This is a genomic window from Streptomyces sp. P9(2023) (assembly GCF_032436795.1).
Lineage (GTDB): Bacteria > Actinomycetota > Actinomycetes > Streptomycetales > Streptomycetaceae > Streptomyces.
The window spans coordinates 1-26,063 of the sequence record NZ_JAUPWM010000002.1 but is presented as its reverse complement, the minus strand read 5'-3'; the positions used below and the strand labels follow the sequence as shown (position 1 = coordinate 26,063).

Sequence of the window (26,063 nt, the reverse complement as noted above, 5' to 3'; positions counted from 1 at the left end):
CCTGGGGATCCCTGTCCTGAGCGGCCGTCATGCCAGCACCGCCGTGCGGTACGTCTCGTGGGCGGCGACCAGCTCCGGGTGGCTGCCCTCGGCGGTCACCCGGCCGTCGTCCAGCATGATCACGACGTCCGTCCCGGCGAGCAGGGCGGGGCTGGTGGTGACCAGGACCGTGGTGCGGCCCTTGCGCAGGTCCCGCAGCCGGCCGGCGATCCGGGCCTCGGTGACCGTGTCCACGGCCGTGGTCGGGTCGTGGACGACGAGCACCGGCGGGTCGGCGGCCAGGGCCCGGGCGAGCGCGACCCGTTGGCGCTGGCCGCCGGAGAGCGACCGGCCGCGCTCGGTGAGCACGGTGTCCACACCCTCGGGCAGCGCCTCGGCGACGTCGTCCGCCGCCGAGGCGGCCAGCGCAGGGCCGACGTCCGACGCGTCGGCCGTGTCCGCCGGGTCCGTACCGTCGGCGCCCGCCCGTACGTTGGCGAGCAGGCTGTCCTCGAACAGGTCGGCGTCGTGGTGGGCGACCAGGATCGCGCGGCGGGCGTCGGCCGGGCCGAGGTCGGTCAGCGGTACGCCGTCCAGCTCGACGGTCCCTTCGGCGGGGTCGAGTTCACGGCCGAGGCAGAGCAGCAGGTCGTTCGCGGCGGCCGCGTCGCGGGCCACCACACCGACGAGGCTGCCGGCGGCGATGTCGAGGTCGACGCCGCGCAGCGCGCCCTGGGTGACCCCGCGCAGCCGCAGCCGCCCGGTCACCTTGTCGGGCAGTTCGGCCGTGCCGGCCGCGACGGCCGGCGGCGAGGCGAGGACCTCGGCGATCCGGTCGGCCGAGGCACGGCCCTGGGCGAACTCGCCGTTGACGTAGGTGAGGAGCTGGAAGGGGCCGAGGAGGTACTGGGCGAGGCCGACGGCCGCCACCAGCTGACCCACCGTGATGCTGCCGCTCATCGCGAGATGGGCGCCGACGAGCCCGATGGCCGCGATGAAGATGCCCGTCAGGGCGAGGATCGCGCCGTCGTGCCAGGCCCGGCTGGTCGCGGCCCGCAGGGCGGCGGCCAGCGAACTCCGGCTGGTCTCCCGGTAGCGGGCGACCGCGGCCGCCTCCGCGCCGATGCCCTTCAGCACCCGCAGACCGCCGACCAGGTCGGCGGCGACTCCGGAGGCGTGGGCGGCGTGCTCCTGCTCCGCCTCGCTGCGCCGCTCCAGCGGGCGGCTGATGACGTGGCCGAGCCACAACAGCGGCGGGACGCCGAGCAGGACGAGCAGCCCGAGCGGTACGGAGATCCGCAGCAGCGCCACCGCGCTGACCGCGAGACCGGCGATGGCCGAGAGCGTGTACGGCATCGCGGAGGCGACCGAGCCGACGCGTCGGGCGTCGCCCGTGGCGACCGCGGTGAGCGCGCCCGGCAGCCGGCCGGCGTCGGCGCCGCCCCTGGGGTCGAGGACCCGGGCGGCGAGGTCCTGCCGGATCCGGTGCGCGGCGGCCTCGCCCGCGCCCTCCGCGAGCCGCGCGGAGTTGCGGTAGCAGGTGGACAGGATGAGGAAGAGAACGGCGAGCACCAGCAGCCAGCGCAGGAGGGCGCCGGAGGAACCGGTCGCCACCGCCTCGTCGATGACCAGACCGATGACGACCGGGACGAGTGCCTCGCACGCCTGGTGCGCCATGCCGAGGAGCGAGGCTCCCGCGACCCGTCGGCGTTGATCGGCGAGAGCTCGGCGGAGGACGGAGCCCCCCGTTGGTCCTCCAGCGGGCATGCGGTGCCTCCACAGGAAAGGGCAGGATAGTTAGGTAAGGCTACCTTAAACACGGCTGCTGCCAAGGGTGTGCGGCAGCCCCGGCGTCATCCTCGCAGCGTGCGGCGTTGATCGGGGACGAACCTCGCGTTGACCCGTCCCGGATGTACGGTTAGGCTCACCTAAGTTCATTCGAGAATCTGTCATCTCGCTTGCCGCACAGCCGTGTTCAACGCCCGGCGCGGCTCGCGGGGGCTCGAGTCCGCCGCCAGGGGAGTGGTCGTTGTCCGTCGAAACCCGGGCGGCGCCCGGAAACGAGACCGGTGGCCCCGCCGTGCCGGCCGTGCCCACGGCACGTCCGACCGCGGTGGCTCTGCGCGGCCTCGGCCTCGTCGTCACCCTCGGGGCCCTGGTCCTCGTCTCCCTGGTCAGTGTCTGGGTCGGTACGCGAGGCATTCCGTTCACCTCGATCTGGCATCTCCTGTGGGAGCCGGACGGTTCGGAAGCCTCCGTGATCGTGCACGACTACCGGATCCCCCGTACCGTCCTCGGTCTCCTCGTGGGGATGGCCCTCGGCCTCTCGGGGGCCCTGATGCAGGCCCTGACCCGTAATCCGCTCGCCGACCCCGGACTGCTCGGCGTGAACCTGGGTGCCTCCGCCGGTGTCGTCGTGGCCATCGCCTTCCTGGGCGTCGCCGCGCCGCTCGGCTACGTCTGGTTCGCCCTCGCCGGCGCCGCCGCCGCGTCGGTGGGCGTCTACCTCCTCGGCTCCTCCGGGCGGAAACTGGCCACCCCCGACCGGCTCGTCGTCGCCGGAGCAGCCGTGACCGCCGTGCTGTACGCCTTCAACTGGGCCGTGCTGCTCTTCGATCCCGAGGCGTTCGACCAGTTCCGTTTCTGGACCGTGGGCTCCCTCGCCGGCCGGTACTACGACATCGTGCTGCTGATGCTGCCGTTCGTCGTCGTCGGCCTGGTCCTCGCCTTCGTCCTCGCCCCGTCCCTCAACGCCCTCGCCATGGGCGACCAGATGGGGCGCGCCCTCGGCGTCCACGTCGGACGGACCCGGGTCCTCGCGGCCGTCGCCGTGATGCTGCTCTGCGGCGCGGCCACCGCCGCCGCCGGACCGATCGGCTTCGTCGGCCTGGCCGTTCCGCACGTGGCCCGGTTCCTCGCGGGAGCCGACCAGCGCTGGGTGTTCGCGTACTCGGCGCTGCTCGCCCCCGTCCTGCTCATCGGCTCGGACGTGCTGGGCCGGGTGCTCGGCGCCCCGGGCGAGGTCCAGGTCGGCATCGTCACCGCGTTCCTGGGCGCCCCTCTGTTCATCGCGCTGTGCCGCCGTCGAAAGCTGGTCATGCTGTGAGCGCCGTACGGGAGGCCCAAGCCTCCACCCTCCAGGCCGGGACCGCCCCCCGCGTGATCAGCGGCCGGGTCGTCCGCGTCGGCAGGGGCGGACTCTCGCTGCGCGTCCAGGGCCGTACCGTCGCCGTGACCGCCCTGCTGCTCGCCGCGCTCGTCGTCGTCATGGGCGTCACCCTGACCACCGGCGACTTCCCGCTCACCGTCGGCGAGGTCCTCGGGGCCCTGACCGGAAACGGCTCCGGAGCCGCCGACTTCGTCGTCAACACCCTCCGGATGCCGCGCATCCTGACCGCGGTGTTCGTCGGCGCGGCCCTGGGCGTCAGCGGCGCGATCCTGCAGAGCCTCACCCGGAACTCACTCGGCAGCCCCGACATCATCGGCTTCACCAACGGCTCCGCCGTGGGCGCGCTCGTCGTCATCATCGTGCTGCACGGCAGCATGACCCAGATCGCGATCGGCGCCCTGATCGGCGGACTCGCCACGGCCCTCGTCGTCCATCTCCTGCTGATCGGCCGTGGGTTGCAGGGGTTCCGGCTGGTCGTCATCGGCATCGGCGTCAGCGCCCTGCTGCTCGCCGTCAACTCGTACCTGATCACCCGGGCGACCTTCCAGGAGGCCCAGGAGGCGCAGGCGTGGCTGATCGGCAGCCTCGGCAACCGGCTGTGGATGCATGCGAACGCCATCGGACTCGCCCTCGCCGTCCTCCTGCCGCCCGCCCTCCTCCTCTCCCGCCGCCTCGCCATGGTCGAGATGGGCGACGTCACGGCGACGGCCCTCGGCGTCAACGTGACGCGGACCCGGACGATCCTCTTCGTCATCAGCGTCGCCCTCGCCGCCTTCGCCACCGCCGTCACGGGCCCCATCGCGTTCATCGCCCTGGCCGCGCCCCAGGTGGTCCGCCGACTCACCCGCTCGTCCGGCCCCGCCCTGGTGCCGTCCGCCCTCATGGGCGCCGTCCTGCTCGCCCTCAGCGACCTCGTCGTGCAACGGGCGTTCGCCCCCGCGCTGCTGCCCGTGGGCACGGCCACCGGGGCCGTCGGCGGCGCCTACCTCATCTGGCTGCTGATCACCGAGTCGCGAAAGAGCCGCGCATGACTGGTACGAACGCCCCGGGCCCCCGGCTGCGCGCCGAGGACCTCACCCTCTCCTACGACCAGCGGACCGTCGCCGAGTCGCTGAGCGTCGACATCCCCGACCACTCCTTCACGGTGATCATCGGGCCGAACGCCTGCGGCAAGTCGACGCTGCTCACCGCGCTCGCCCGGATGCTCAGGCCCAAGGCCGGCCAGGTCTACCTCGACGGCGCCGCCATCGCCACGTACCGCTCCCGCGAGGTCGCCCGCCGGCTCGGGCTGCTCCCGCAGTCCTCCAGCGCTCCCGGCGGCATCACGGTCGGCGACCTCGTGGCCCGCGGCCGCTACCCGCACCAGCGGCTGCTGAAGCAGTGGTCCGCGGAGGACGAGACGGCCGTGGTCGAGGCGATGCGGCAGACCGGCGTCCTGGAACTCGCCGACCGCCCCGTGGACGACCTCTCCGGCGGCCAGCGGCAGCGGGTCTGGCTCTCCATGGTGCTGGCCCAGCAGACCTCCATCCTGCTGCTCGACGAGCCGACGACCTACCTCGACATCGCGCACCAGGTCGAGGTGCTCGACCTCTGCGCCGAACTGCACGCCCGCAAGGGCCACACCGTGGTGGCCGTCCTGCACGACCTCAACCAGGCCTGCCGCTACGCCACGCACCTCATCGTGATGCGGCCCGGCGGGACCATCGCGGCCGAGGGCGACCCGGCCACCGTCATGACGGCCGAGCTGGTCGAGGACGTGTTCGGCCTGCCCTGCCGGATCATCGCCGACCCGGAGACCGGCACCCCGCTGATGATCCCGGCCGCGCCCCGGCGGTTCGACCCGGAGACCGACACGACGGACGCGGCCGACGACGTGCAGGACAGGACGGACCCGCCCTCCGCCGCCCCGCCCTCCGCCGCCCCGCCCTCCGCCGCCCTGCTGGCCGAGACCTCCTGACCTCCTGACCACCTGGATACGACCTCCCGGATACGACCTCCCGGACACGACTCCTAGATACGGACGGACCGACCGCCCATGATGCTCTGCACGAGGCTGACGAACGCCCGCATCCTCACCATGGATCCGGACCACCCGGTCGCCCACGACCTGGGCATCTGGCAGGGCCGGATCGTCGGCCTCGACGAGGCCGTGACCTCGCTGCCCGCCCGCGAGGTCGTCGACCTCCAGGGCGCCACCGTCCTGCCCGGGTTCATCGACAGCCACGTCCACCTGGCGTGGACCGGCCTCAAGGCGAGCTCCCCGAGCATCGCCGGCCTCGAACGCGTCGAGGACGTCCTCGACGTCGTCGGGGACGCCTGCGCCCGCAAGAGCACCCCCGGCGCGTGGGTCAGCGTCGGCGGCTACGACCAGCGCGCCCTCGGCCGGCACCTGACGGCCGCCGAACTGGACCGGGTGAGCCAGGGCCACCGGGTGTTCGTGATGCACCAGTCCGGCCACGCCTGCGTGGTCAACACCGCCGTCCTCGACCTGCTTCCGGCGGACGTTCCGCACGAGGACGGCGTCCTTGTGGAGAGCGCGATGGGCGCCGTCAGGGGGCTGCGGCTCCCGTACGCGCAGGAGGAACTGGCCGACGCCATCGAGTACGCGGCACGGGAGTGCCTGGCCGAGGGCGTCACGGCGGTGGCCGAGGCCGGCATCGGCGGCGGCCTCCTCGGCCACAGCCCCGTCGAGCTCGGCGCGTACCAACTCCTGCGCGACCAGGGCCGGCTGCCCCTGCGCATCCAGCTCATGCCGGGCGGCGACACCCTGCGCCCGGTCGGCGCGCACGAGCGGGACGGCATCCCGCGCGGGCTCGACCTCGGCCTGCGGACCGGGTTCGGGGACGACTGGCTCTCCGTCGGCGCGCTGAAGATATACACCGACGGCGGCATGATGGCCCGTACGGCCGCCCTCACCGCGCCGTACGAGGGCTCGGACCACACGGGCCAGCTCCAGGCCGACCCCGAACACCTCACCTCCCTCATCGTCGACGGCCACCTCGCCGGCTGGCAGCTCGCCGTCCACGCGATCGGCGACCGGGCCGCCGACCTCGCCCTGGACGCCCTGGAGCGGGCCCAGGAGCTGCGGCCCCGCACGGATGCCCGGCACCGGATCGAGCACGCCGGGCTCATCCGCCCCGACCAGCTTCCGCGCTTCGCCCGGCTCGGCCTCAGCGCCGTCGTCCAGCCCAACTTCCTGCGCTACTTCGGCGACGACTACGCCACGATCATGGGACCCGAGCGCGCGCCCTGGATGTACCGGGGCCGGGGCTTCCTCGACCACGGCGTCCCGCTCGTCGGCAGCTCCGACCGGCCCGTCACGGACGGATCGCCGCTGCGGGCCGTCCAGTTCATGGTCGAGCGGGCCTCCGTGTCGGGTCAGCTCATCGGCCCCGAGGAGGCGATCACCGTCGACGAGGCGCTGTACGCGTACACGGTCGCCGGCGCGTACGCCTGCCGTTGGGACGACAGCGCGGGCACCCTCACGCCCGGCAAGCGAGCCGACCTCGTCGTCCTCGGCGACGACCCGCGCCGCGTGGACACCTCCAGGATCGGCGACATCGAGGTCGTGGCGACCTACGTGGACGGCCGTGCGGCGACGGAGGCACGGAAGCCTTGACCACGGCGCTGTCGTCCCGCGAACCCGATGTCCCGGCGCTACGGAACCACCCCACGCTCACCGTGCGGCCCGCACACCCCGGGGACGCCGCCGCGCTCGTCGCCCTCTCCCGGCCGTTCGTCGACTCGGGAGCGCTCCGCGAGCGCCCGCTCTCCCTCTACGCCGACCGGGCGGCGGACTTCCTCGTCGCGGAGGGCCCCGGAGGAACCCTCGACGGCTGCCTCGGGCTGCGCGCCCACCCCGCCGATCCGACGGCCGGCCTCGCCGCCACCGGGGTCCTCTACAACTTCTGCGTGGCCGGGCACCGTCAGGGGTGCGGTACGGGCGCCCGACTGCTGCGCGCCGCGCTGGCGAAGGCCCGCGGCCGATCCCTGCGGACCCTGTTCACGGCGACGACCGGCGGCGGCGACCTCTTCCTGCGGCACGGCTTCGCACCGGCCCGCGCGAGCCAGGCACCGCCGTCCTGGGCACGCTCCCTCGACCCGCGCCGCAACGCCCGCATCCTGGCCCGCGCCCTCTAGCGACGGGGCGGTTCACCGGAGCACGACGGTGAACCGCCCGTCGCCGGAGGAGCCGCACGATGGTGGACCGGTCCGGCTGTCAGGCGTCGAGGAGTTCCGGCAGCGCCTTCACCAGTCGGCCGATCTGATGGTCCGTCACCGTCAGGGCCGGAGCCAGCCGTACGATGCCGGGGTCGGCCGCGTTGACGAGGAACCCGGCGTCCTGGGCCGCCCGTTGGACGGCGGCGGCGACGGGTTCCGTCAGAACGATGCCCAGGAGGAGGCCCGCGCCCCGCACCTCGGCGACCCGCCGATGTGCCAGGGCCTCGATGCCGTGGCGCAGCCGCGCGCCCAGGCGGGCGACCTGGGCCAACAGGCCCTCCGTCTCGATGGTCTCCAGGACGGCGAGCCCCGCCGCGCAGGCGACCGGGTTGCCGCCGAAGGTGGAGCCGTGCTGGCCGGGCTCCAGCAGCTCGGCCGCCCGGCCGAAGGCCACCGTGGCACCGATCGGCAGCCCGCCGCCCAGGCCCTTGGCGAGAGTGATCACGTCCGGGTCCACGCCCTCGGCCGCCTGGTGCGCGAACCAGTGGCCGGTACGGCCGATCCCGGTCTGCACCTCGTCGAGGACGAGCAGCGTGCCCGTGGCCCGGGTGATCTCGCGGGCGGCCCGCAGATACCCCTCGGGCGCCGGAACGACCCCCGCCTCGCCCTGGACCGGTTCCAGGACGACGGCCGCGGTCTCCTCGGTCACGGCGGCGCGCAGGGCCGCGACGTCCCCGAACGGCACGTGCGTCACCTCTCCGGGCAGCGGCAGGAAGGGGGCGCGTTTCGCCGGCTGGCCGGTGAGCGCCAGCGCCCCGAGGGTGCGCCCGTGGAAGCCGCCTTCCGCGGCGACGATGTGCGGGCGCCCCGTCCGGCGGGCGATCTTGAAGGCGGCCTCGACCGCCTCCGTACCGGAGTTCGCGAAGAACACCCGGCCCCGCTCCCGGGCAAGAAGACCCAGCAGCCGCTCGGCCAGCGCGACGGGCGGCCCGGCCACGAACAGGTTCGAGACGTGCCCGAGCCGGCCGATCTGGTCCTGGACGGCGGACACCACGGCGGGGTGGGCGTGGCCGAGCGTGTTGACCGCGATCCCGCCCGTGAAGTCCGTGTACGCCCGGCCCGCCTCGTCCCAGACCGTGCTGCCCTCACCCCGGACCAGGGCGAGCGGGGGAGCGCCGTACGTGTCCATCATGACCGTCCGCCAGCGGTCCGTGAGCGGTGTGAGGCCCCCGTCGGCGGTCACGCGTCCTCCTCCTTCTTCGTCCCGTCCGGGACCACGGTCGTGCCCGGGCCCTCCTCGGCGAAGACCCCCCGCAGCAGGGCGTGCGGCACCCGGCCGTCCAGGACATGGGCCCGCCGGACACCCCCGCGTACCGCGCGCAGACAGCCCTCCATCTTCGGGAGCATGCCGCTCGCGAGCCCCGGCAGCAGCGCGTCCAGCTCCGCCGCCGTGAGCCGGTCGATCACTTCGGTGCTGTGCGGCCAGTCCGCGTACAGCCCCTCGACGTCGGTCAGGACCGCCAGCCGTTCCGCGCCGAGCGCCACCGCCAACGCCGAGGCCGCGAGATCGGCGTTGACGTTGTAGACCTCGCCGTCCTCACCGCGCGCGACCGGCGACACCACCGGGATACGGCCCTCGTCGAGCAGTGTCCGTACGGTGCCCGGCTCCACGGCCACGACCTCGCCGACCAGGCCGATGTCGACCGCCCGCCCGTCTACCCAGGCCGGGCGCCGTACGGCCGTCATCGTGTGCGCGTCCTCGCCCGACATGCCCACCGCGAACGGGCCGTGGGCGTTCAGCGCGCCGACCAGGTCCCGCTGGACCTGGCCCGTCAGGACCATGCGGACGACGTCCATCGTCTCCGGCGTGGTGACACGGAGCCCCGCCTCGAAGCGGACCTCCAGGTCGAGCCGGTCGAGCATCGCGCTGATCTGCGGTCCGCCGCCGTGCACGACGACCGGGCGCAGCCCCGCGTGCCACAGCTCCACGACGTCCTGGGCGAACGTCCGGTGGAGCGCCGGGTCCACCATGGCGTTGCCGCCGAACTTGACGACGACCGTGCGGCCCTGGAGCTCCTCCAGCCACGGGAGATCGGCGTCCGTAAGACCGGCGGTCGGTGCGGTCGGTGCGGTCGGTACGGCCGTCAGGCCGCTCTGCCCGCTCATGAGCTGTACGCGCTGTTCTCGTGGACGTACTCGGCGGTGAGGTCGTTGGTCCAGATCACCGCGGAGGAGTCGCCCGCGCACAGGTCCACCGTGATCGTGATCCGGCGGTACGACAGGTCGACCTTGTCCCTGGACTCGCCCGCCGCGCCGTTACGGCACACCCAGACGTCGTTGATCGCCACGTCCAGCCGGTCGGGATCGAAGGCGGCGGAGGTGGTCCCGATCGCGGACAGCACCCGGCCCCAGTTCGGGTCCTCCCCGTGCAGCGCGCACTTGAGGAGGTTGTTCCGCGCCACGGACCTGCCCACCTCGACGGCGTCCTCCTCCGCGGCCGCGCCGACGACCGTCACCTCGATCTCCTTGGACGCACCCTCCGCGTCCGCGATCAGCTGCCGGGCCAGATCCAGGCACACCGCGTGCACCGCCTCGCCGAACTCCGCGGCTTCCGGCACGACCCCGGACGCGCCCGAAGCGAGCAGCAGCACGGTGTCGTTGGTGGACATGCAGCCGTCCGAGTCCACCCGGTCGAACGTGGTGCGCACCGCCGCGCGGAGCGTCGCGTCGAGCGCCTCCGCGTCGACGTCCGCGTCCGTGGTGAGCACGACCAGCATCGTGGCGAGACCGGGTGCGAGCATCCCCGCGCCCTTGGCCATCCCGCCGACCGTCCAGCCGTCCCGGGCGGCGACCGCGGTCTTGTGGACGGAGTCCGTCGTCCTGATGGCGACGGCCGCGTCCTCCCCACCCTCGGGCGCCAGCCGCTCCACGGCGGTGGCGATGCCCGCCGTGACCTTGTCCATCGGCAGCATGACGCCGATCAGACCGGTGGAGCACACCGCGACCTCGTGCGGGTCCAGGTCCAGCGCCCGCGCCGTGTGCTCGGCCATCAGCAGCGCGTCGACCGCGCCGGCCTGACCCGTACAGGCGTTGGCGCCACCGGAGTTGAGGACGACGGCCGCGATCCGGCCGTCGGCCAGGGCGCGCCGGGACCAGCGGACGGGCGCGGCCTGCACGCGGTTGGAGGTGAAGACGCCGGCGACGGCGCGCGACGGCCCTCGGTTCACCACCAGGGCCAGATCCCGGTCGCCGGACTCCTTGATCCCGGCGGCCACGCCGCTGGCAAGGAATCCACGGGCAGCGGTCACACTCACGGTGCCACTCCATTCATGGGCAGGCCCAGCCGCTCCGGCAGGCCGAGGGCGAGATTCATGCACTGCACCGCGCCACCCGCGGTGCCCTTCACCAGGTTGTCGATGGCGCTCACACAGATCAGCCGGCCTGCGTCCGGGTCCACGGCGATCTGCACCTGGGCGGTGTTGGAGCCGAGGACGGCGGCGGTCGAGGGCCACTGCCCCGGCGGCAGGAGTCGTACGAACGGTTCGTCGGCGTACGCCGCCTCGTACACCGCCCGCACCGCGGCCTCCCCGGCGGCGGCCGCGTCCGGGCGGAGCCGGGCCGAGCAGGTCGCGAGGATGCCCCGGGACATGGGAGCCAGGGTCGGGGTGAAGGAGACCGTCACGTGTTCGCCCGCCACCAGGGACAGGTTCTGTGTCAGCTCGGGTGTGTGCCGGTGGCCGCCGCCCACTCCGTACGGAGTCATGGAGCCCATCACCTCGGAGCCGAGGAGCTGCGGCTTGAGCGCCCGCCCGGCCCCCGACGTGCCGCTGGCCGCGACGACCACCGCCTCGGGCTCGACCAGCCGGGCCACGTACGCGGGGAAGAGCGCAAGCGTGACCCCCGTCGGATAGCAGCCCGGCACCGCGATCCGGGTGGCGCCCTTCAACTCGTCTCGGACGCCCGGCAGTTCGGGGAGACCGTACGGCCAGGTCCCGGCGTGCCCGGAGCCGTAGAACCGTTCCCAGGCCGCCGGGTCGCGGAGCCGGAAGTCCGCCCCGCAGTCCACGACCACCGGGCCGGGGCCCAGCTCCCGCGCGAGGGCGGCCGACTGTCCGTGCGGCAGGGCGAGGAAGACCACGTCGTGGCCGCGCAGGGTGTCCGGCGAGGTCTCCACCAGGACGCGGTCCGCGAGCCCGGACAGCTGGGGCTGGACGGCGCCGAGCGAGCGGCCCGCGCTGCTGTGCGCGGTCAGCGCGCCGATCTCCACGCCCGGATGTGCGTCGAGGAGGCGGAGGATCTCCCCGCCCGCATAGCCGCTGGCACCGGCCACCGCGACCCGTACGGTCATCTTCGTCGTCTCTCCCTGTCCGTGGGGGGTGCTGCGGTCACAGGATGGGCGCCGCAGGTCGCCGTCAGGGGGACCAGGTCACGCATCCCGGCGAACGGCAGGTAGCGCACTGTTGAGCAAGAGGTCGCGCAAAAGGGATTCCGTCGTGCACACCACCCCGCTGCGGGCGGCCCAGCGCAGCGCCATGGCGTGTTCCTCGGGGGAGAAGTCCGCCACGGCGTCGGCGACGACGAAGGGCTGGATGTCGTTCATGAAGGCGTCGGCCGCCGTGAGCAGGACGCCGAGGTGGGCGTAGACCCCGCAGATGATCAGCTGGTCGCGGCCCTCCGAGCGCAGCAGCCTGCCGAGGTGGCTGCGGAGGAAGGCGTTGTGGCGCACGTTGGCGAGCAGGTGCTCGCCGGTGCGGGGCGTGAGCGGGGCGACGATCGCGGCCGCGTCCGGTTCGTCGCCGATGCCAGGACCCCAGACGTCGGCGACCAGACCGCGCTGACCGGGCCGCTGGGCGGCCGGCTCGGCGCTGAAGAGGACGGGTACGCCCAGGGTCCCGGCCAGCTCGCGGAGGGCCGCGATGTTGTCGACGAGCTCCACGACCGGGCTCTGCCCGGCCGGGAACGCCGCCACGAAGTGGTTCTGCATGTCGAGGACCAGCAGCGCGGCGCGCGCGGGGTCGATGGACCAGGGGACGCAGGACCGGGGGAGGGCGGAGCGGTCGGGCAGGGGGTAGGGGCCGACGGTCGGCAGGCCCATGGTGGTTCCTCCCCCGGTGGTGCGCGCACAAGTCCGCGCCGCCACCACGTGTATGTGATTTAGCTAAGCCTAACCTAAGTTGGGCTGGGATGGGTGTACGGGCGGCGGTAATTGCCCGTCGTGCACGGCGAGTTGCCGGGGCGGGAGGAACGAGTGGTGCCTCAGCGGCGGGGCGAGTGGTGGTGGTGCGCGCAGGACGGTGTCGTCAGGATCCGCCGGACCTGCTCGCCGGCCTCGGCCGCGTCCCGGGCCTCGGTGGGGAAGGGGACGCGCAGGTCGCAGTGGCCCTCGCGGTACTCGCAGCGCAGGGTGATGGCGTACCGGTCCACGGCGAGCGGCAGGGCCCGGACCACCCCGTACGGCAGCCGCGAGCCGGCGAGGACGACCAGATCGGCCACCATGTCCCCGTGGGCGTCGGCGAGATGCGTGAGCATGGCGGCCTCCTCCACGGCGAGGGGGTCGGGCTGCGCGAGGGTGAAGGCGTCCAGGCTCACGTCCTGGGTTCCGGCGGCGGTCTTCAGCGTGACCCGCGCGAGATCGAGCCGGAGTCCGTCCTCGGCCGTCGCCAGCCAGCCGGAGATCGTCACCCGGGCGCGCACCCGGTCGCGCAGCGGTGTCGGTGCGATGTCGGTGAACTCGAGCAGGGCGGCGAGGCTGCCGCGCGGAGCGGCGACGACCTCGGCGGTCAGGGGGCTGTCGGCCTGCGGGGTGAGGGTGATCCGGCCGTTCCGGCCGAGGGTGTGCATACCGATGAGGTCGTAGCACTGCCCGTCCGTGGTCAGGGAGAGTGAGACCGCCTGCGCCAGCACGGAACGGACGCGCTCCGCCGCGGACTGCTCGGAAGGGGCGGTGTCGGTGACGGCGCTCAAGGCAACTCCTCGCGAGGTGGCGGGCATCGGATCGATGTCACTAAGGTAAGGCTAACCTAAGCCACTCCGGAAGTTCATGTCCAGCCATTCCGCGCCGCGGCGGCCACTACCATCGGCCTCGCTCGCCAGTTCACACGCTCGGAAGTTCGTTCCTCGGCCCGGAGGTCCCACCATGCGCAGGCGTACGTTCATGGCCGCCGCCGGAGCCGCGGTCGCGGCCGGCGGGCTGACCGCCCCCGTGGCGCGCGCAGCCGTGGCGCCGCCCGTCGGGGCGAAGCTGACGGACCGTGACCCGCTCGCCTCGGCCAACGCGCGCGCGGTCTACGCGCACCTGGTGGCGATGGAGAACGCGGCGCGGAGCGGGAGCCGGCCGATGACGATCATCGGGCAGCACATCGAGACGCAGAACGAGCTGTACAACGCGGGTTACGGGGACACCGGCGGCGCCACCTTCTCCGGCTACTCCTACAAGAAGGCCCGCGACATCACGGGCAAGCTCTCCGGGTTCGTCGAGATCGACCTCGGACCCGGCTACGGCGCGACCGGTGGCTGGGGGACGTACGGGGACCGCGACTACAACCGGGCCCTCGGCCTGCCGACCGGGCTGCGGCAGTGGCAGTACGTGGACGACGCCGTCGACCTCGCCTTCGGCGTGTGGAAGGGACTGCCGCGCGCCGCCGACGGCACATACAACCCGGAGGGCGTGATGACCCGGCTCGACGGCACCACCGCGTCGCTCGCCAACGGCGGCGCGGCCGCCGGGATCGTGGGCATGAGCTTCCACCAGCCGTACCCCGGCTCGGCGTTGAAGTCCTTCAGTCGCGTCCTCACCCAGGTCGAGGGGCAGCATCCGGGCGGGTCCACGTCCTCCCCGGTGGCCACGCTCACCACCGACCAGACGTGGTTCGACCGCGTGGTCGACCGCGAGTCCGACACCCCCGAGTACCGGGCCCTCCTCGCCGACCTGGAGTACCTCGCCGCGGCGCTCTCGTACTTCGCCCGCTACGACATACCCGTGCTCCTACGTCCGTACCACGAGATGAACGGCGGCTGGTTCTGGTGGGGCGGCAAGACCCCGGCCAGCTACAAGAAGCTGTGGGCGATCACGTACGACTTCCTCGTCGGGACGAAGGGGCTGCACAACCTGATCTTCGTCTGGTCGCCCAACGCCTGGCAGCCGCAGGGTGGCGACGTGCCGTGGGACCACTACCCCGGCGGCGACCGGGTCGACGTCGTCGGCGTCGACGACTACAGCCCGAGCGCCTCGGACCTCACCCACGTCTACTACACCGGCCTCGCCGACTACGCGAAGCCGCGGATGCTCGCCGAGACCTTCGACGTGCCGGTCACCGCCGACCTGACGAACGCGCTGACCCGCAGCCCGTGGGTGATCTGGAGCGTGTGGGGCGACGGGCTGACCCGTACGTCCGTCAACACGAACGCGGACGTCAAGGCGACGTACTACGCAGCCGACCAGGTGTACACGGGAGGGGCGGGCACCGGCTTCGGCCAGAACTTCGCATGGGGCCGGCTCCACGCTCACTGACCCGCTCATGCGTGCGGGCGCCAATGGGGGCGAACTGCGGGGAAAATATTGGGTGTTCGTCAAGGAAAGGTTCGCGATGCCCGGCGGAACCGGCGGCGCCGCCTCGACATCTATGTTCGTGCACCGTCAAGATCCGCTTGGGGAATGAGTTGCATGCGCCTTCACCTCCGTACCGCCTCCACGGCCGCCGCCCTCGTGCTGGCGGGTCTCAGTCTGACCGCGTGCGGTGGCGACGCCGACAAGGCCGACAAGGCGGGCGGCGCCACCACCTCCGCCACCGCGTCGGCTTCCGCTTCAGCTTCCGCGTCCGCCGGTGCGTCCGGTTCGGCGGACTCCTCGACCGGCGGCCCCGCGACGAAGTCGCCCTCCAAGGGCACCTCGAACGGCGGCGGAAGTACCGGCGGTGACGGTGGCGCCACCTCCGCGTGCACGACGAAGAACACCTCGGTGGCCTTCATCGTCTCCGCGCAGCACGCGAACGAGCACGAGCCGGCGGCCGCCACCGTCAAGGTCACCAACACCTCGAAGGCGACCTGCACGATCGTCGGTGCCACGACCCTGGTGGCCAAGGACGACCAGGGCAAGGCCGAGCCGATCAGCGCCGACACCTCCAGGAACGGCACCGACGCCGTCGACATCGAGCCCGGCGCCTCGGCCGTTGCGTACGTCTCCTACGCGGACCTGAACATGGAGGGCACCGGCTCGGCCCGTGAGGTCTGCGCCGTCCAGGCGTCCACGGTCGAGATCGCGCTGCCGGACGACGAGGGCCGCAACGTCAAGGTGGCCAAGGCCGACGGTTCGGCGGGCACCTTCAACGTCTGCGGTCCGGACGTGAAGTTCGACGGCTTCGGCAAGTAGCCGACCCCGCCGATCAGTCGATGACCGCCGTCGCCTCCACCTCGACCAGGTGCTCCGGTACATCGAGGGCCGCGACGCCGATCATCGTCGCCGGCGGCACGGGGGTGACCCCCAGCGTCGCCGCCGCCCGCGCGAGGCCCTCCACAAGGAGAGGCATCTTGTCGGGGGTCCAGTCCACGACGTAGACGGTCAACTTCGCCACGTCCTGGAAGGAAGCGCCGACACCGGCCAGGGCGGTGGCGACGTTGACATAGCAGCGCTCGACCTGGGCGGCGAGGTCGTCCTTGCCGACGGTGACGCCGTCCGGGCCCCAGGCGACCTGCCCGGCGACGTAGACCGTCTTCGACCCCGTCGCGACCGACACCTGCCGATAGACGGGGATCTCGGGCAGTCCGGGGGGGTTCACAAAGGTGATGGCCATGATGCGCCTTTTCCTGGTTCTTCGTGGTCACTTGTGGTTACCCACTCACCGTAGGAGAGTGGTCCACGGTACGGAAGAACGCACTTTTCAGTGACTGGGGAACCCGATGGTGACCAAGCAGTTCAGCGGCCTGCCCGAGGACGCGGACGTGACGCGCGCGGACTCGCTGGCGCGGGAGATCTTCTCCGACGTCGCCAACAAGTGGGCGCTTCTGATCATCGAGTGCCTGGGGGAGAGCACCCTGCGGTTCAGCGCGCTGCGGGACGGGGTCGAGGGCATCAGCCACAAGATGCTCACGCAGAACCTGCGCATGCTGGAGCGGAACGGTCTGGTCCAGCGGACCGTGCACCCCACCGTCCCGCCGCGCGTCGAGTACGCGCTCACCGAGCCGGGGCTCGCCCTCCGCGTCACGATCGACGGCCTGTGCGGCTGGACCCGCCAGTACCTCGGCGACATCGAGGACTCCCGCCGCCGCTTCACCAGCTGAGGCAGGGGTTCCAGGGCGGCGCCGTCTTCCTGGCGTGGTCGGTGGGTCGCAGGCGATTCACAGCCGTTCGAGTCCCAGCCAGGCGGCCGCGGCGGCGGCCACCAGCAGCGCGATGTTGAGGCCGATCTGCCGCGCCTCGCCGCGCGAGAGGTGGACGACGACGCCCCCGAGCTGGATCAGGACGAGGCCGATCGCGGCGGCGACGGCGAGCCAGGGGGCGATCCCGGTCGCCGGCGGCAGGACGAGGCCCGCCGCGCCGAGGACCTCCAGCGTCCCGATGGCCCTGACGGCCGGCATGGGGACGCGGTCGACCCACCCCATCATGGGCTGAAGCCGCTCCTTGCTGTGGAGGACCTTGATGCCTCCGGCGTACAGGTAGAACACCGCCAGCAGCGTGGCGACGATCCAGTAGGCGACGTTCACGGGTGCCCCCCTCGACCATGGTTCCCGGATGGAAGTGGCCTCATGATGGAGGACCGTCGAGGGGCGTACAAAAGGCACACACGTGTGCCTGGGGGCAGAAGGAGCCGGTATGACGGGGTATGAGCACACGTGCCTGATCCGAGGCGACGGCGGGCGGACGATCCGCGCCGTGCTCGACCGGATCTGCGACAAGTGGACCCTGCTGATCGTGACGACCCTCGATCGGGGACCTCTGCGCTTCACCGACCTGCAGCGGCAGATACCGGGGATCTCCCAGCGGATGCTCACGCTGACCCTGCGGAACCTGGAGCGCGACGGCCTGGTGTCGCGGACGGCGTACGCGGAGGTCCCGCCGCGCGTCGAGTACGCCCTGACCCCCACCGGGCGGAGCCTCATCGGCCCGGCGCTCGCCCTCGCCGGCTGGGCGATCGAGCACATCACGGAGATCGAGGCCAGCCGGGCCGCGTACGGAGACCGGCCCGCCTGACCCCCGCCCCCCCCGTACGCCCGCCGCCCCCGTACCCGCCGTCGGGGCTCAGCCTGCTTCGGGCTTGGCGTCGTCCATGGACTTCATGGCCTCCTCGCCCCGCTTCTTCATCTCCTCCGCCGGTACGTCCTCAATGTGCGTGGCGATGCTCCAGCGGTGGCCGAAGGGGTCCTCGAACTGCCCGGTGCGGTCGCCGTAGAACTCGTTCCTGACCGGCCGGAGCTCCTTGGCGCCGCGGGCGAGTGCCGCGGCGAAGACCGCGTCGACGTCCTCCACGTACGCGTGCAGAGTGACGGGTGTGCCGCCGATCGCCTTCGGCGAGCGGAAGCCCATGTCCGGAAACTCGTCCGCGAGCATGACGACCGAGCTGCCGAGATCCAGCTCGGCGTGGCCGATCTTGCCGTCGGGCGCCGGCATCCGCATCCGCTCGTGGGCCCCGAGCACGGAGACGTAGAAGTCGATCGCGGCCTCGGCCCCGTCGACGCAGAGGTACGGCGTGAGGCTCGGGTAGTCCTCGGGAACGGGCTCGACGCTCACTGGACTTCCGCCTTTCGGTTGTCTGGACGGTCACCGCCGACCGTCGCCGCCACCACTGATATCCCGTACGGCGAGGCGCCCGCCCACGCCGCGCGGCAGCGCCCACCCGGATACCCCGAAGGGCGGCGGCCGGGCCTTGTCCGCCCAGTGATCACAGGTTACGGTGCCCCGGCAGGATCGGGGGATCTTGGTACGAGGGGGGAGAACGGCCCATGGCCGACGACATCGACGCGCTTCCGAAGGGCGCGGGCGTGTGGGGGCAGACCATCGCCGGCCTCTTGCTGATACCCGCCCTGGGCGTCGGCCTGTGGGCCTACGACCAGACGGCGGAGTCGGCCGCCGGCACGGGCGGCGCCAGGCCGGCAGCCGCGTGTCCGGGCGGGGGCTCCGAGCAGCCGCCGACGCCGGCGAGCGAGGACGGCGCGGCCCCGCGCGTCACCGGGCAGCGGTTGTGCGAGCTGCTGAACCGCCCCGACCTCGCTCAACTCCTCGGCACGCCGGGGGAGATCGCGAAGTCCGCCAGTGGGAGCGACGGTTTCCTCAGCCTGGGCGGCGGCGATGTCCGGGACCTCACCACGCCCTTGTCCCAGGTGGAGTTCGAGACGTACACCGTGACGCTGGCCGGCTACGACCGGCTTTCCGTGGCGGGCTCCGAAGCCGGACTGCTCTGGGGCGGCGCGGTGTCGCGGACGGTGCTCGGCCACCCGGCGGTCCTCTCCACGCAGTCGACCACGGCCATCAGCTTCAGCGGCGAGGGGAGCGGCGCCTACAGCGGTGCCGGCGTCCCGGCCCGCGTGCTGTCGGTGGCCAAGGACGCCAAGGACAGCGGCGGTTCCTTCGAACTGGCGATGTGGCGCGAGGACGGCACGGTGCCGGACGACTCGGTCATGCTCCGCGTCGCCGAGCGGGTCCTGCCGACGGTCCAGGGATGGGCCGACGCCGCCGGGCGGTGATGACCTCCACGGCGCCGGCCCCTGCCCGGTCCGGGTGTCGACGGTCTCTCTCAGCCGGTGTGCAGGACCCGGAAGCGATCGGGGTCCGCAGGATCGCGGTCGACGACCTGGACGGGCGCACCGGCCCATTGCCAGACGCTGATGCCCGGCGTACGCGAGAACTCGATCCGTCCGCGGGTGCCTTCGACCGCGACGCGCGGCCACGATGCGGCGGTCCGCGCCCGGTCCGCGCCGTGTGAACCCGCTGCCCGCAGCACGTCGGCGAGGACGATGGCCGTGTCGTAGCCCTCGAAGGCGACGAAGGAGGGTGCCTCGGCCAGCCGCTCACGCAGGGCCGTCTCGACGCGTGCGCCGAAGGGGCCGAGGCGCTCGGGCAGGTAGCGCAGGAACGGGACCGCCGCGCCGTCCTTCCCCAGCAACGTCGCCCAGTCGGCCAGCTCCGGCTGCCCGGCCGGAGCGCCGATCATGGTCCCGGCGAGGCGCGGGTCGCGGCGGACGGCCTGGACGATCGGGACCGCCGGCTCCGGGTGGCCGACCAGGAGCAGGAGGGCTGTCGCGCGCCGGTCGACGAGTGCGTCGCAGACGGCTGCCGGGCCGAGGGCGCTCATGTCGAGTTCGACGACGGTGCCGCCGCGTGGCGTGAGGTGGTCCCGCAGAACGCGGGTGCCCGTCGCCCAGTAGACACTCGGCTGGGTCGCCACGGCGATCCGACGGTGGCCGGCGTCGAGGAGGAAGTCCGCGTAGGTCTGCCAGCCGCGGGACTGCGGCGGGGAGAGGCGCGCGACCCATTCCGTCTCGTGCTCGGTGAGGGCGTCGAGAACCGCCGACGAGCAGAGGTACGGCAGGCCGAGTGCGTCGGCCCTGGTGGCGGCGGAGCGGGCGACGACGCTGTGGTACTCGCCGGCCAGGGCGGCCACGCCCAGGCCGGCCAGCTCGTCCACGGCCGCCGCGGCCTTCCGCGGATCGGCCGCGGTGTCTCGCACCACGAGTTCGAGCGGTCGTCCGTCGATCCCGCCGGCGTCGTTGACGTCACCAACGCCCAGTTCGAGCCCGGCGAGCACGTGTCGGCCCGCCTGGACCCAGCCGGGCCGGGTCAGCGGAACGAGAGCGCCGATCCGGACGGATGATCCGTCGGTCCGTTCCGCTCCGGGTCGCGAGGGTGGCGTAGTCATGCGGTGATTGCATCCACCACGATCACCGGAAGGCAAGCGATTACTCGATCACCGATCATTTGTTCACCGAGCTGCCGGGCTCGGTCCCCGTCGGGGGTTCGTCCGCGGCGAGGATCGACGTCTCCAGCTTCCGGAGCAGGCGGGCGAGCTGGCGCCGCTCGGCGGGCGACATCCCGTCGAGCATGCGCCGCTCGTTCTCCAGGTGTTCGGCGAAGACCGTGTCCACGGTGGCCAGGCCGGCGTCGGTGAGGCGGGAGTAGACGACCCGCCGGTCCTCGGCGTCCCGTTCCCGGACGATCAGGCCGTCCTTCTCCAGCCGGTCGATCCGCAGGGTCACGCCCGCCGACGAGACGAGCCCGGAGTCCGCGAGCTGCCCCGCCGTGAGCCGGTACGGCTCGCCCGAGCGGCGCAGCGCCGTCAGCACGTCGAAACCGGCCACCGACAGGCCGTGCCGCTCGATCGAGGTGGTGATCCGGGTGTTGTAGCGCAGGAAGGAGCGGTGCAGCCGGGCGAGGACGTCCAGGGGGCTGGTGTCCAGCTCCGGCCGTTCGCGCGCCCAGTCCGCCATCACCTTCTCCACGGCGTCCCGGCTCGCGGGCTTCGATGCAGCCATGTCCATCCCCTCGTACCACCCCGGCCGAACGCCCCTTCCGGCTCCCGGCAGCGGCATCTCACAGCGCTGAGAATCTTACCGCTGAGGCGTCGGGCGGTCGCCGGGGCGACCGGTCGCCGGGACGACGGGTCACCGCGGCGACCGGTCAGCGATTCAGCTCCTCCAGCGTCCTGCCCTTCGTCTCGACCGCGAACCGGGCGATCACCGCACCGACCGCGGCCACCAGCGCCAACTGTGCGAAGACCAGGGAGAGGCTGCCGCCCGCGCCGATGATCGCGCCGACCGTGACCGGGCCGAGGATGACGCCGAGCCGGTTCCACAGACCGCCGAACGCCGCCCCCTTGGCCCGGTTGGCCGTCGGGTACAGCTCGGGGGAGTAGAGGTACAGGCCCGCGTTGATCGCGTACAGGAAGAAGGTCGTGCAGGAGGCGAAGACGGCGACCTGGCCGCCCGAGCTCGCGCCCGCCAGGGCGAGCGCGCCCAGCGAGACCGCGCCCCCGAGGAGCGCCGCCGTCAGCGCCGCCCGGCGGCCGATCCGGTCGATGAGCAGGGCGACGACGAACGTACCGACCAGGCCCGTGAGATTGCTGAGCAGGGTGTAGACGAGAGCCGTGGTCAGATCCAGGCCGAACTGCTTGGTGTAGAGCGAGGGCAGCCAGGTGGAGATGCCGTGGTTGACGTAGTACGCCACGAACCACAGCCCGGACAGCACCGCGGTACGCCGCAGATAGCGGCCCCGGAACAGGTCGCGCAGCCGGCCCCCCTGCGAGGAGTCCTCGGGAATCCCGGCGGCCGGTGCCGGCAGCGGCTCGGCGGTGGAGCGGGCGACCTGCGCCTCGATCCGGGCGATCGCCTCCTCGGCCTCCTGGGTCCGTCCGCGGGCGAGGAGCCAGCGCGGGGACTCCTCGACGTGGCGGGGGAGCGCGGCGGCGATCAGGACCGGGAGGGTGCCGATGACGAACATGGCCCGCCAGCCCAGGTTGGGGACGACCCAGACGGCGACCAGGGTCGCCGCGGCGAGCCCGGCCGGGAAGATCATCTCGTACAGCAGGACGAACCGGCCCCGCTTGTCGGAGCGGGCGATCTCGTTGATGTACGTGGCGGCGACGGGGACCACCCCGCCGATGCCGAGGCCCTGGACGAACCGGAAGAGCGCGAAGGTCTCGATGGAGCCGGTGAAGGCGACGGCGAGGCTGGCGAGGCCGGTGATCGCGACGCCGAGGGCGACCGTGCGCACCCGGCCGATCCGGTCGCCCAGCCAGCCGGCGGCGAGGGCGCCGAGGAGCATGCCGATCGAGGCGGAGGTCACGGCGAAGGTGGCCTGGCCGGTGGACAGGTGCCATTCCTTCATCAGGACGGGCAGGGCGGAGGCGGCCAGCAGTTGGTCGAACGCCTCGAAGAAGGTGACGGCGCCGATCAGGAAGCGGACCTTGACGTGCCAGCGCGAATGCGGCAGCCGTTCGAGTCGTGCGGCGATGGAGCCGAGGGCTGGCTTGCCGGCCACGGTCGTCATGGAGGGGGTCCTTCCGCGAACAGAGAAGTTGCGGAGACAGTAGGTTCCACTATCTAAGTGGTCAATGGTTAAGGCCTTAGTAATCGCGAACCCGCCGACTCGACACCATCCTTGATGTCAACCCCCTGCGGGCTCAAGACCTGCTGGGCAACGATTTCGCGCCGGGGTCTTGCGCGGAGATATTTAAGCCCTTAGATTTCAAGCACTTCGAGAAACCAGGAGGTCCGCCCGTGCCGCACCACCCCACCGACATCCTGATCGCGGGCCAGTGGCGGCGCGGTGCCGGCGAACCGCTGGACACCGTCGACCCGGCGACCGGCCGAACCCTCGCCACCGTGCACACCGCGTCGGCCGAGGAGGTCGCCGAGGCGGCCGAGGCGGCGGCCCGGGCCGCCGCCGACCCCCGGTGGCGGGAGCTGCTCCCGCACGAGCGCGCCCGGCTCCTGCACCGGATCGCCGCCCTGGTCGAGGAGGCGGCGGACGAACTGTCCGCGCTCCAGACCGCCGACACCGGAAAGACCCTCGCCGAGACCCGGGCACTCGCCCTCAGCGCGGCCGGCACCTTCCGCTACCTGGCGGCCGCCCTGGAGACCGCCGAGGACTCCGTCACCCCCGCGCGCGGGCCGTACCTGACCATGAGCGTGCACGAGCCCATCGGGGTCGTCGGGGCGATCAACCCCTGGAACTCGCCGCTCGCCAGCGACGCGCAGAAGATCGCCCCCGCGCTCGCCGCCGGGAACGCGGTCCTCCTCAAGCCCGCCGCCTGGACGCCGCTGGTCTCCCTCGCCCTCGGCCGGCTGATCACCCGCGCCCTCGACGAGCACGGTCTGCCCACCGCGCTGCTGTCCGTGCTCCCGGGCAGCGGGCGGGTGGTGGGCGACGCCGTCGTCCGCCACCGCCTCGTCGGCCGGATCGGATTCACCGGCGGTACGGCGACGGGCCGGTCGATCGCCGAGATCGCCGCAGGCAGGCTGATCCCCGCCTCGCTGGAACTCGGCGGCAAGTCACCGACGATCGTCCGGGCCGACGCCGACGTCGAACAGGCCCTGGCGGGCGTGCTGTACGGGATCTTCTCCTCCAGCGGCCAGTCCTGCGTGGCCGGGTCACGGCTGTTCGTCGCCCGCGAGATCCACGACGCCTTCGTCGGCGAGCTGGTCGAACGCGTCCGGAAGCTGCGCGTCGGACCCGGCACCGACCCCGCGACCCAGGTCGGCCCGCTCGTGCACCACCGCCACCGCGACGCGGTCGCCGCGTACGTCGACCTCGCCCGGTCCGAGGGCGCGCGGGTGCTGTGCGGCGGCTCGGCGCCCGAGGGCGAGCGGTACCGGGACGGCGCGTACTACCTGCCGACCGTCCTCGACGGCCTGCCGAACACCTCCCGGACCTGCCAGGAGGAGATATTCGGTCCGGTCCTCGTGGTCCTGCCGTACGACGACGAGGACGACCTCGTCCGGCAGGCCAACGACTCCGTCTACGGCCTCGCCTGCGGCATCTGGACCCGGGACGCCGCGGCCGCGTGGCGGCTGGCCCGCCGGATCGACGCGGGGACGGTCTGGATCAACACGTACAAGCAGTTCAGCGCCGCCACCCCGTTCAGCGGCTGGAAGGACAGCGGCCTCGGCACGGAGAAGGGCCGCGACGCGATCCGCGCGTACCAGCGCCAGAAGTCCCTGTACTGGGGCACCTCGGGCGCTCCCCTTCCCTGGGCCAACTGACCCGGACACGTCCGTCCGTCCGTCCGTCTGGAGAGACTCATGCACGCACCACCACCCCCGCCGTCCGGCCCGATCGCCCGGCTCCGCTCGCTGCGCTACGTCGAGCTGCACACCCCCGCCTTCACCGAGGCCGCCGACTTCTACGAGGAGGTCTGGGGGCTTGAGACCGTCGCTTCCGACAGCGGCGCGCGCTGGCTGCGCGGTACCGGCGACGAACACCACGTCCTGCACCTGACCGAGCGCGAGCACGTGGGTCTGGGCCGGCTCGCGTTCGCCGTCGCCACCCCCGCCGAGGTCGACGAGGCGGCCCGGCGCCTCGAAGCGCGGGGCATCGTCCCCGTCTTCGGCCCGGGGCCTCTGGACCAGGCGGGCGGCGGCTACGGCCTGCGGTTCACCGACCCCGAGGGGCGGCTCGTCGAGATCAGCGCCCACGTCGAAGCCGTCGCCCCGCGCGGACAGGACGGCGCGGTGCCCGTCGGGGTCACGCACGCCGTCCTCAACACCACCGACATCGACGCGGCCGTCGCCTTCTACCGCGAGGTCCTCGGGCTGCGCGTCTCCGACTGGTCCGAGCACCAGATGGCGTTCCTGCGCTGCAACGCCGACCACCACTGCATCGCCTTCAACCAGGCCGACTGGACCTCGCTGAACCACGTCGCCTACGAGATGCCGTCGGTCGACCACTTCATGCGGGGCCTCGGGCGGCTGCGCCACCACGGCATCTCCCCGCAGTGGGGACCGGGACGGCACGGCCCCGGCAACAACACCTTCTCCTACTTCACCGACCCCTCCGGTCTCGTCTGCGAGTACACCTCCGAGGTGGCCCAGATCGTCGAGGACGGCTGGATCGCCCGGGTGTGGCGGCGCGTGCCGGAACTCTCCGACCTGTGGGGCACGGCGGGACCGCCGTCGAAGGAGATCCGCTGCCACATGGCGGGCGCGCCCGACCCCGGCCCGCTCGCCCCGATCGATGCCTGGAAGGACACCGCATGAACCGCGTACGCAAGGTCGGAGTGGTCGGCTGGGGCGCCATCGGCCGGATCGTCGGCACCGCCCTCGCCGAGGGGCGGGTGGCCGGAGCCGAGCTGGTGTGCGTCGTCGACAACCGCCCCCTCGGCGACACGGCGCCCGCGCCCCAGGTCCCCTTCGAGGAGGCCCTGGAGCTCTGCGATCTGATCGTGGAGGCCGCCGGGCAGGGTGTCGTACGGGAGTGGGGCGAGCGCGTCCTCGCCTCCGGCACCGATCTGCTGATCGCCTCCAGCGGGGCGCTGACCGACGACGAGCTCGCGAAGCGGTTGCCGGCGGCGGGACCCGGGCGGGTGTACTTCACGGGCGGCGCCGTCGGCGGGCTCGACCTGCTCCAGGCGGCCCGCGCCCTCGGCCCGCTGGACGAGGTCAGGCTGACCACCACCAAGCTGCCCTCGACCCTCGAACAGCCCTGGATGGACGAGGAGTTGCTGGCCCGTATGCGGACGGCGACCGGACCGGTCGAGGTCATGTCCGGCACGGCGCGCGAGATCCCCGCGAAGTTCCCCAGGTCCACGAACGTGGCCGCGTCGGTCGCGCTCGCCGTCGGCGACCTCGACGCCGTACGGGTCAGGGTCGTCGCCGATCCCGCGGCGCACCGGACACGGCACGTGATCGAGGCGAGCGGTCCGCACGGCGCGTACCGGTTCGAGGTCGCGCACGTGCCGGACGCGGACAACCCCGCCACCAGCCGGGTCGTGCCGTACGCGGTGCTCCGCAGCGTCGCGGCGCTCGCCGGGCGGACGGGACAGATCCTGTGACCGTGCGCGCCGACGTCCAGGCCGACGTCGAGGCAGCCGAGGTCCAGGTCGAGGCCCAGGTCGAGGTCCAAGCCGACGTCGCGTCCGACGTCGAGGCCGACGTTGCGTCTGACGTCGCGGCCGGCGTCCGTGCCGAGCTACGGGCCCCTGCCCAGGGCGACGTCCGCGTCGACGCCGAGCCCGGCGGCCCCGTCGAGCGGCCCGGCGTCCGTGCCGAGCTACGGGCCCCTGCCCAGGGCGACGTCCGCGTCGACGCCGAGCCCGGCGGCCCCGTCGAG

At 72.8% G+C, this 26,063-nt stretch carries 27 protein-coding genes; 14 read left to right on the top strand and 13 right to left on the bottom strand.

Annotation, left to right across the window (positions count from 1 at the left end; genetic code table 11):
• Positions 1-27 precede the first annotated feature (27 nt).
• Positions 28-1,746: an ABC transporter ATP-binding protein gene (locus Q5762_RS02735; RefSeq protein WP_315890283.1), complete on the bottom strand. Its 1,719-nt coding sequence runs from the start codon at positions 1,744-1,746 to the stop codon at positions 28-30.
• A gap of 262 nt (positions 1,747-2,008) precedes the next feature.
• Between Q5762_RS02735 and Q5762_RS02730 the strand changes: the two genes are divergently transcribed.
• The 5 genes from Q5762_RS02730 to Q5762_RS02710 all read left to right on the top strand — a co-directional run bounded on the left by Q5762_RS02730 (position 2,009) and on the right by Q5762_RS02710 (position 7,288).
• The gene (locus tag Q5762_RS02730) at positions 2,009-3,085 is read left to right on the top strand and encodes a FecCD family ABC transporter permease (RefSeq protein ID WP_399494288.1); all 1,077 of its coding nucleotides are present in this window, start codon (positions 2,009-2,011) and stop codon (positions 3,083-3,085) included.
• Positions 3,082-4,179, top strand: a complete 1,098-nt coding sequence (locus tag Q5762_RS02725) for an iron chelate uptake ABC transporter family permease subunit (protein ID WP_315890282.1) — start codon at positions 3,082-3,084, stop codon at positions 4,177-4,179. Before Q5762_RS02730 ends, Q5762_RS02725 begins: the two co-directional genes overlap by 4 nt.
• On the top strand, positions 4,176-5,105 hold the full coding sequence (locus Q5762_RS02720) for an ABC transporter ATP-binding protein (RefSeq protein WP_315890281.1): 930 nt from the start codon (positions 4,176-4,178) through the stop codon (positions 5,103-5,105). The genes Q5762_RS02725 and Q5762_RS02720 overlap by 4 nt, the downstream gene beginning before the upstream one ends.
• Before the next feature lie 81 nt (positions 5,106-5,186).
• Positions 5,187-6,767, top strand: coding sequence for an amidohydrolase (locus Q5762_RS02715; RefSeq protein ID WP_315890672.1), 1,581 nt, complete (start codon positions 5,187-5,189; stop codon positions 6,765-6,767).
• Entirely contained in the window at positions 6,764-7,288 is a 525-nt protein-coding gene (locus tag Q5762_RS02710; RefSeq protein ID WP_399494286.1) for a GNAT family N-acetyltransferase, read from the top strand. The genes Q5762_RS02715 and Q5762_RS02710 overlap by 4 nt, the downstream gene beginning before the upstream one ends.
• A 79-nt stretch (positions 7,289-7,367) precedes the next feature.
• Here Q5762_RS02710 and Q5762_RS02705 read toward each other — a convergent pair whose 3' ends face one another.
• From Q5762_RS02705 to Q5762_RS02680, 6 genes are all read right to left on the bottom strand, one after another.
• Positions 7,368-8,552 carry an acetylornithine transaminase gene (locus Q5762_RS02705; protein ID WP_315890280.1) on the bottom strand — a complete coding sequence of 395 codons (1,185 nt, stop codon included), beginning with the start codon at positions 8,550-8,552 and terminating at the stop codon, positions 7,368-7,370.
• The gene (argB, locus tag Q5762_RS02700; protein ID WP_315890279.1) at positions 8,549-9,475 is read right to left on the bottom strand and encodes an acetylglutamate kinase; all 927 of its coding nucleotides are present in this window, start codon (positions 9,473-9,475) and stop codon (positions 8,549-8,551) included. The genes Q5762_RS02705 and argB overlap by 4 nt, the downstream gene beginning before the upstream one ends.
• Positions 9,472-10,623, bottom strand: a complete 1,152-nt coding sequence (argJ, locus tag Q5762_RS02695; protein ID WP_315890278.1) for a bifunctional glutamate N-acetyltransferase/amino-acid acetyltransferase ArgJ — start codon at positions 10,621-10,623, stop codon at positions 9,472-9,474. Before argJ ends, argB begins: the two co-directional genes overlap by 4 nt.
• Positions 10,620-11,657 (bottom strand): N-acetyl-gamma-glutamyl-phosphate reductase, encoded by a 1,038-nt coding sequence (argC, locus tag Q5762_RS02690; protein WP_315890277.1) that lies wholly within the window; start codon positions 11,655-11,657, stop codon positions 10,620-10,622. Before argC ends, argJ begins: the two co-directional genes overlap by 4 nt.
• Positions 11,658-11,735: 78 nt before the next feature.
• Positions 11,736-12,404: an isochorismatase family protein gene (locus Q5762_RS02685; RefSeq protein WP_315890276.1), complete on the bottom strand. Its 669-nt coding sequence runs from the start codon at positions 12,402-12,404 to the stop codon at positions 11,736-11,738.
• Between the two features lie 161 nt (positions 12,405-12,565).
• Entirely contained in the window at positions 12,566-13,273 is a 708-nt protein-coding gene (locus Q5762_RS02680) for a DUF2470 domain-containing protein (protein ID WP_315890275.1), read from the bottom strand.
• Between the two features lie 172 nt (positions 13,274-13,445).
• On the opposite strand from Q5762_RS02680, the gene Q5762_RS02675 reads away from it, so the two are divergent.
• On the top strand, positions 13,446-14,819 hold the full coding sequence (locus Q5762_RS02675) for a glycosyl hydrolase (protein ID WP_315890274.1): 1,374 nt from the start codon (positions 13,446-13,448) through the stop codon (positions 14,817-14,819).
• 153 nt (positions 14,820-14,972) lie between these two features.
• Positions 14,973-15,677, top strand: coding sequence for a DUF4232 domain-containing protein (locus Q5762_RS02670; RefSeq protein ID WP_315890273.1), 705 nt, complete (start codon positions 14,973-14,975; stop codon positions 15,675-15,677).
• Between the two features lie 13 nt (positions 15,678-15,690).
• On the opposite strand, the gene Q5762_RS02665 is transcribed toward Q5762_RS02670, so the two are convergent.
• On the bottom strand, positions 15,691-16,098 hold the full coding sequence (locus tag Q5762_RS02665; protein WP_315890272.1) for a RidA family protein: 408 nt from the start codon (positions 16,096-16,098) through the stop codon (positions 15,691-15,693).
• A 106-nt stretch (positions 16,099-16,204) separates the two neighbouring features.
• Here Q5762_RS02665 and Q5762_RS02660 point away from each other — a divergent pair, with 106 nt between their 5' ends.
• Positions 16,205-16,585: a helix-turn-helix domain-containing protein gene (locus Q5762_RS02660; RefSeq protein WP_315890271.1), complete on the top strand. Its 381-nt coding sequence runs from the start codon at positions 16,205-16,207 to the stop codon at positions 16,583-16,585.
• A 57-nt stretch (positions 16,586-16,642) separates the two neighbouring features.
• Here Q5762_RS02660 and Q5762_RS02655 read toward each other — a convergent pair whose 3' ends face one another.
• Positions 16,643-17,008: a DoxX family protein gene (locus Q5762_RS02655; RefSeq protein WP_315890270.1), complete on the bottom strand. Its 366-nt coding sequence runs from the start codon at positions 17,006-17,008 to the stop codon at positions 16,643-16,645.
• Positions 17,009-17,117: 109 nt separating this feature from the next.
• On the opposite strand from Q5762_RS02655, the gene Q5762_RS02650 reads away from it, so the two are divergent.
• Complete coding sequence (locus Q5762_RS02650; protein ID WP_315890269.1) at positions 17,118-17,495, top strand: helix-turn-helix domain-containing protein; 378 nt, start codon at positions 17,118-17,120, stop codon at positions 17,493-17,495.
• Positions 17,496-17,543: 48 nt separating this feature from the next.
• Here Q5762_RS02650 and Q5762_RS02645 read toward each other — a convergent pair whose 3' ends face one another.
• Positions 17,544-18,032, bottom strand: a complete 489-nt coding sequence (locus Q5762_RS02645; RefSeq protein WP_315890268.1) for a VOC family protein — start codon at positions 18,030-18,032, stop codon at positions 17,544-17,546.
• 212 nt (positions 18,033-18,244) lie between these two features.
• Between Q5762_RS02645 and Q5762_RS02640 the strand changes: the two genes are divergently transcribed.
• Entirely contained in the window at positions 18,245-18,985 is a 741-nt protein-coding gene (locus Q5762_RS02640; protein WP_315890267.1) for a DUF6215 domain-containing protein, read from the top strand.
• A gap of 50 nt (positions 18,986-19,035) precedes the next feature.
• On the opposite strand, the gene Q5762_RS02635 is transcribed toward Q5762_RS02640, so the two are convergent.
• The 3 genes from Q5762_RS02635 to Q5762_RS02625 all read right to left on the bottom strand — a co-directional run bounded on the left by Q5762_RS02635 (position 19,036) and on the right by Q5762_RS02625 (position 22,283).
• The gene (locus tag Q5762_RS02635; RefSeq protein ID WP_315890266.1) at positions 19,036-20,157 is read right to left on the bottom strand and encodes an ABC transporter substrate-binding protein; all 1,122 of its coding nucleotides are present in this window, start codon (positions 20,155-20,157) and stop codon (positions 19,036-19,038) included.
• A gap of 55 nt (positions 20,158-20,212) precedes the next feature.
• Positions 20,213-20,770, bottom strand: coding sequence for a MarR family transcriptional regulator (locus Q5762_RS02630; RefSeq protein WP_315890265.1), 558 nt, complete (start codon positions 20,768-20,770; stop codon positions 20,213-20,215).
• Between the two features lie 145 nt (positions 20,771-20,915).
• Positions 20,916-22,283, bottom strand: coding sequence for an MFS transporter (locus Q5762_RS02625; RefSeq protein WP_315890264.1), 1,368 nt, complete (start codon positions 22,281-22,283; stop codon positions 20,916-20,918).
• 230 nt (positions 22,284-22,513) lie between these two features.
• Between Q5762_RS02625 and Q5762_RS02620 the strand changes: the two genes are divergently transcribed.
• The 4 genes from Q5762_RS02620 to Q5762_RS02605 form a co-directional block, all read left to right on the top strand.
• A complete protein-coding gene (locus tag Q5762_RS02620) occupies positions 22,514-23,998 on the top strand; it encodes an aldehyde dehydrogenase family protein (protein ID WP_315890263.1) in 1,485 nt (494 codons plus the stop codon).
• 39 nt (positions 23,999-24,037) lie between these two features.
• A complete protein-coding gene (locus Q5762_RS02615; protein WP_315890262.1) occupies positions 24,038-24,991 on the top strand; it encodes a VOC family protein in 954 nt (317 codons plus the stop codon).
• A complete protein-coding gene (locus Q5762_RS02610; protein ID WP_315890261.1) occupies positions 24,988-25,785 on the top strand; it encodes an aspartate dehydrogenase domain-containing protein in 798 nt (265 codons plus the stop codon). Before Q5762_RS02615 ends, Q5762_RS02610 begins: the two co-directional genes overlap by 4 nt.
• A 2-nt stretch (positions 25,786-25,787) precedes the next feature.
• The coding region (locus Q5762_RS02605) for a hypothetical protein (protein WP_315890260.1) at positions 25,788-26,063 on the top strand (276 nt) is incomplete at its 3' end.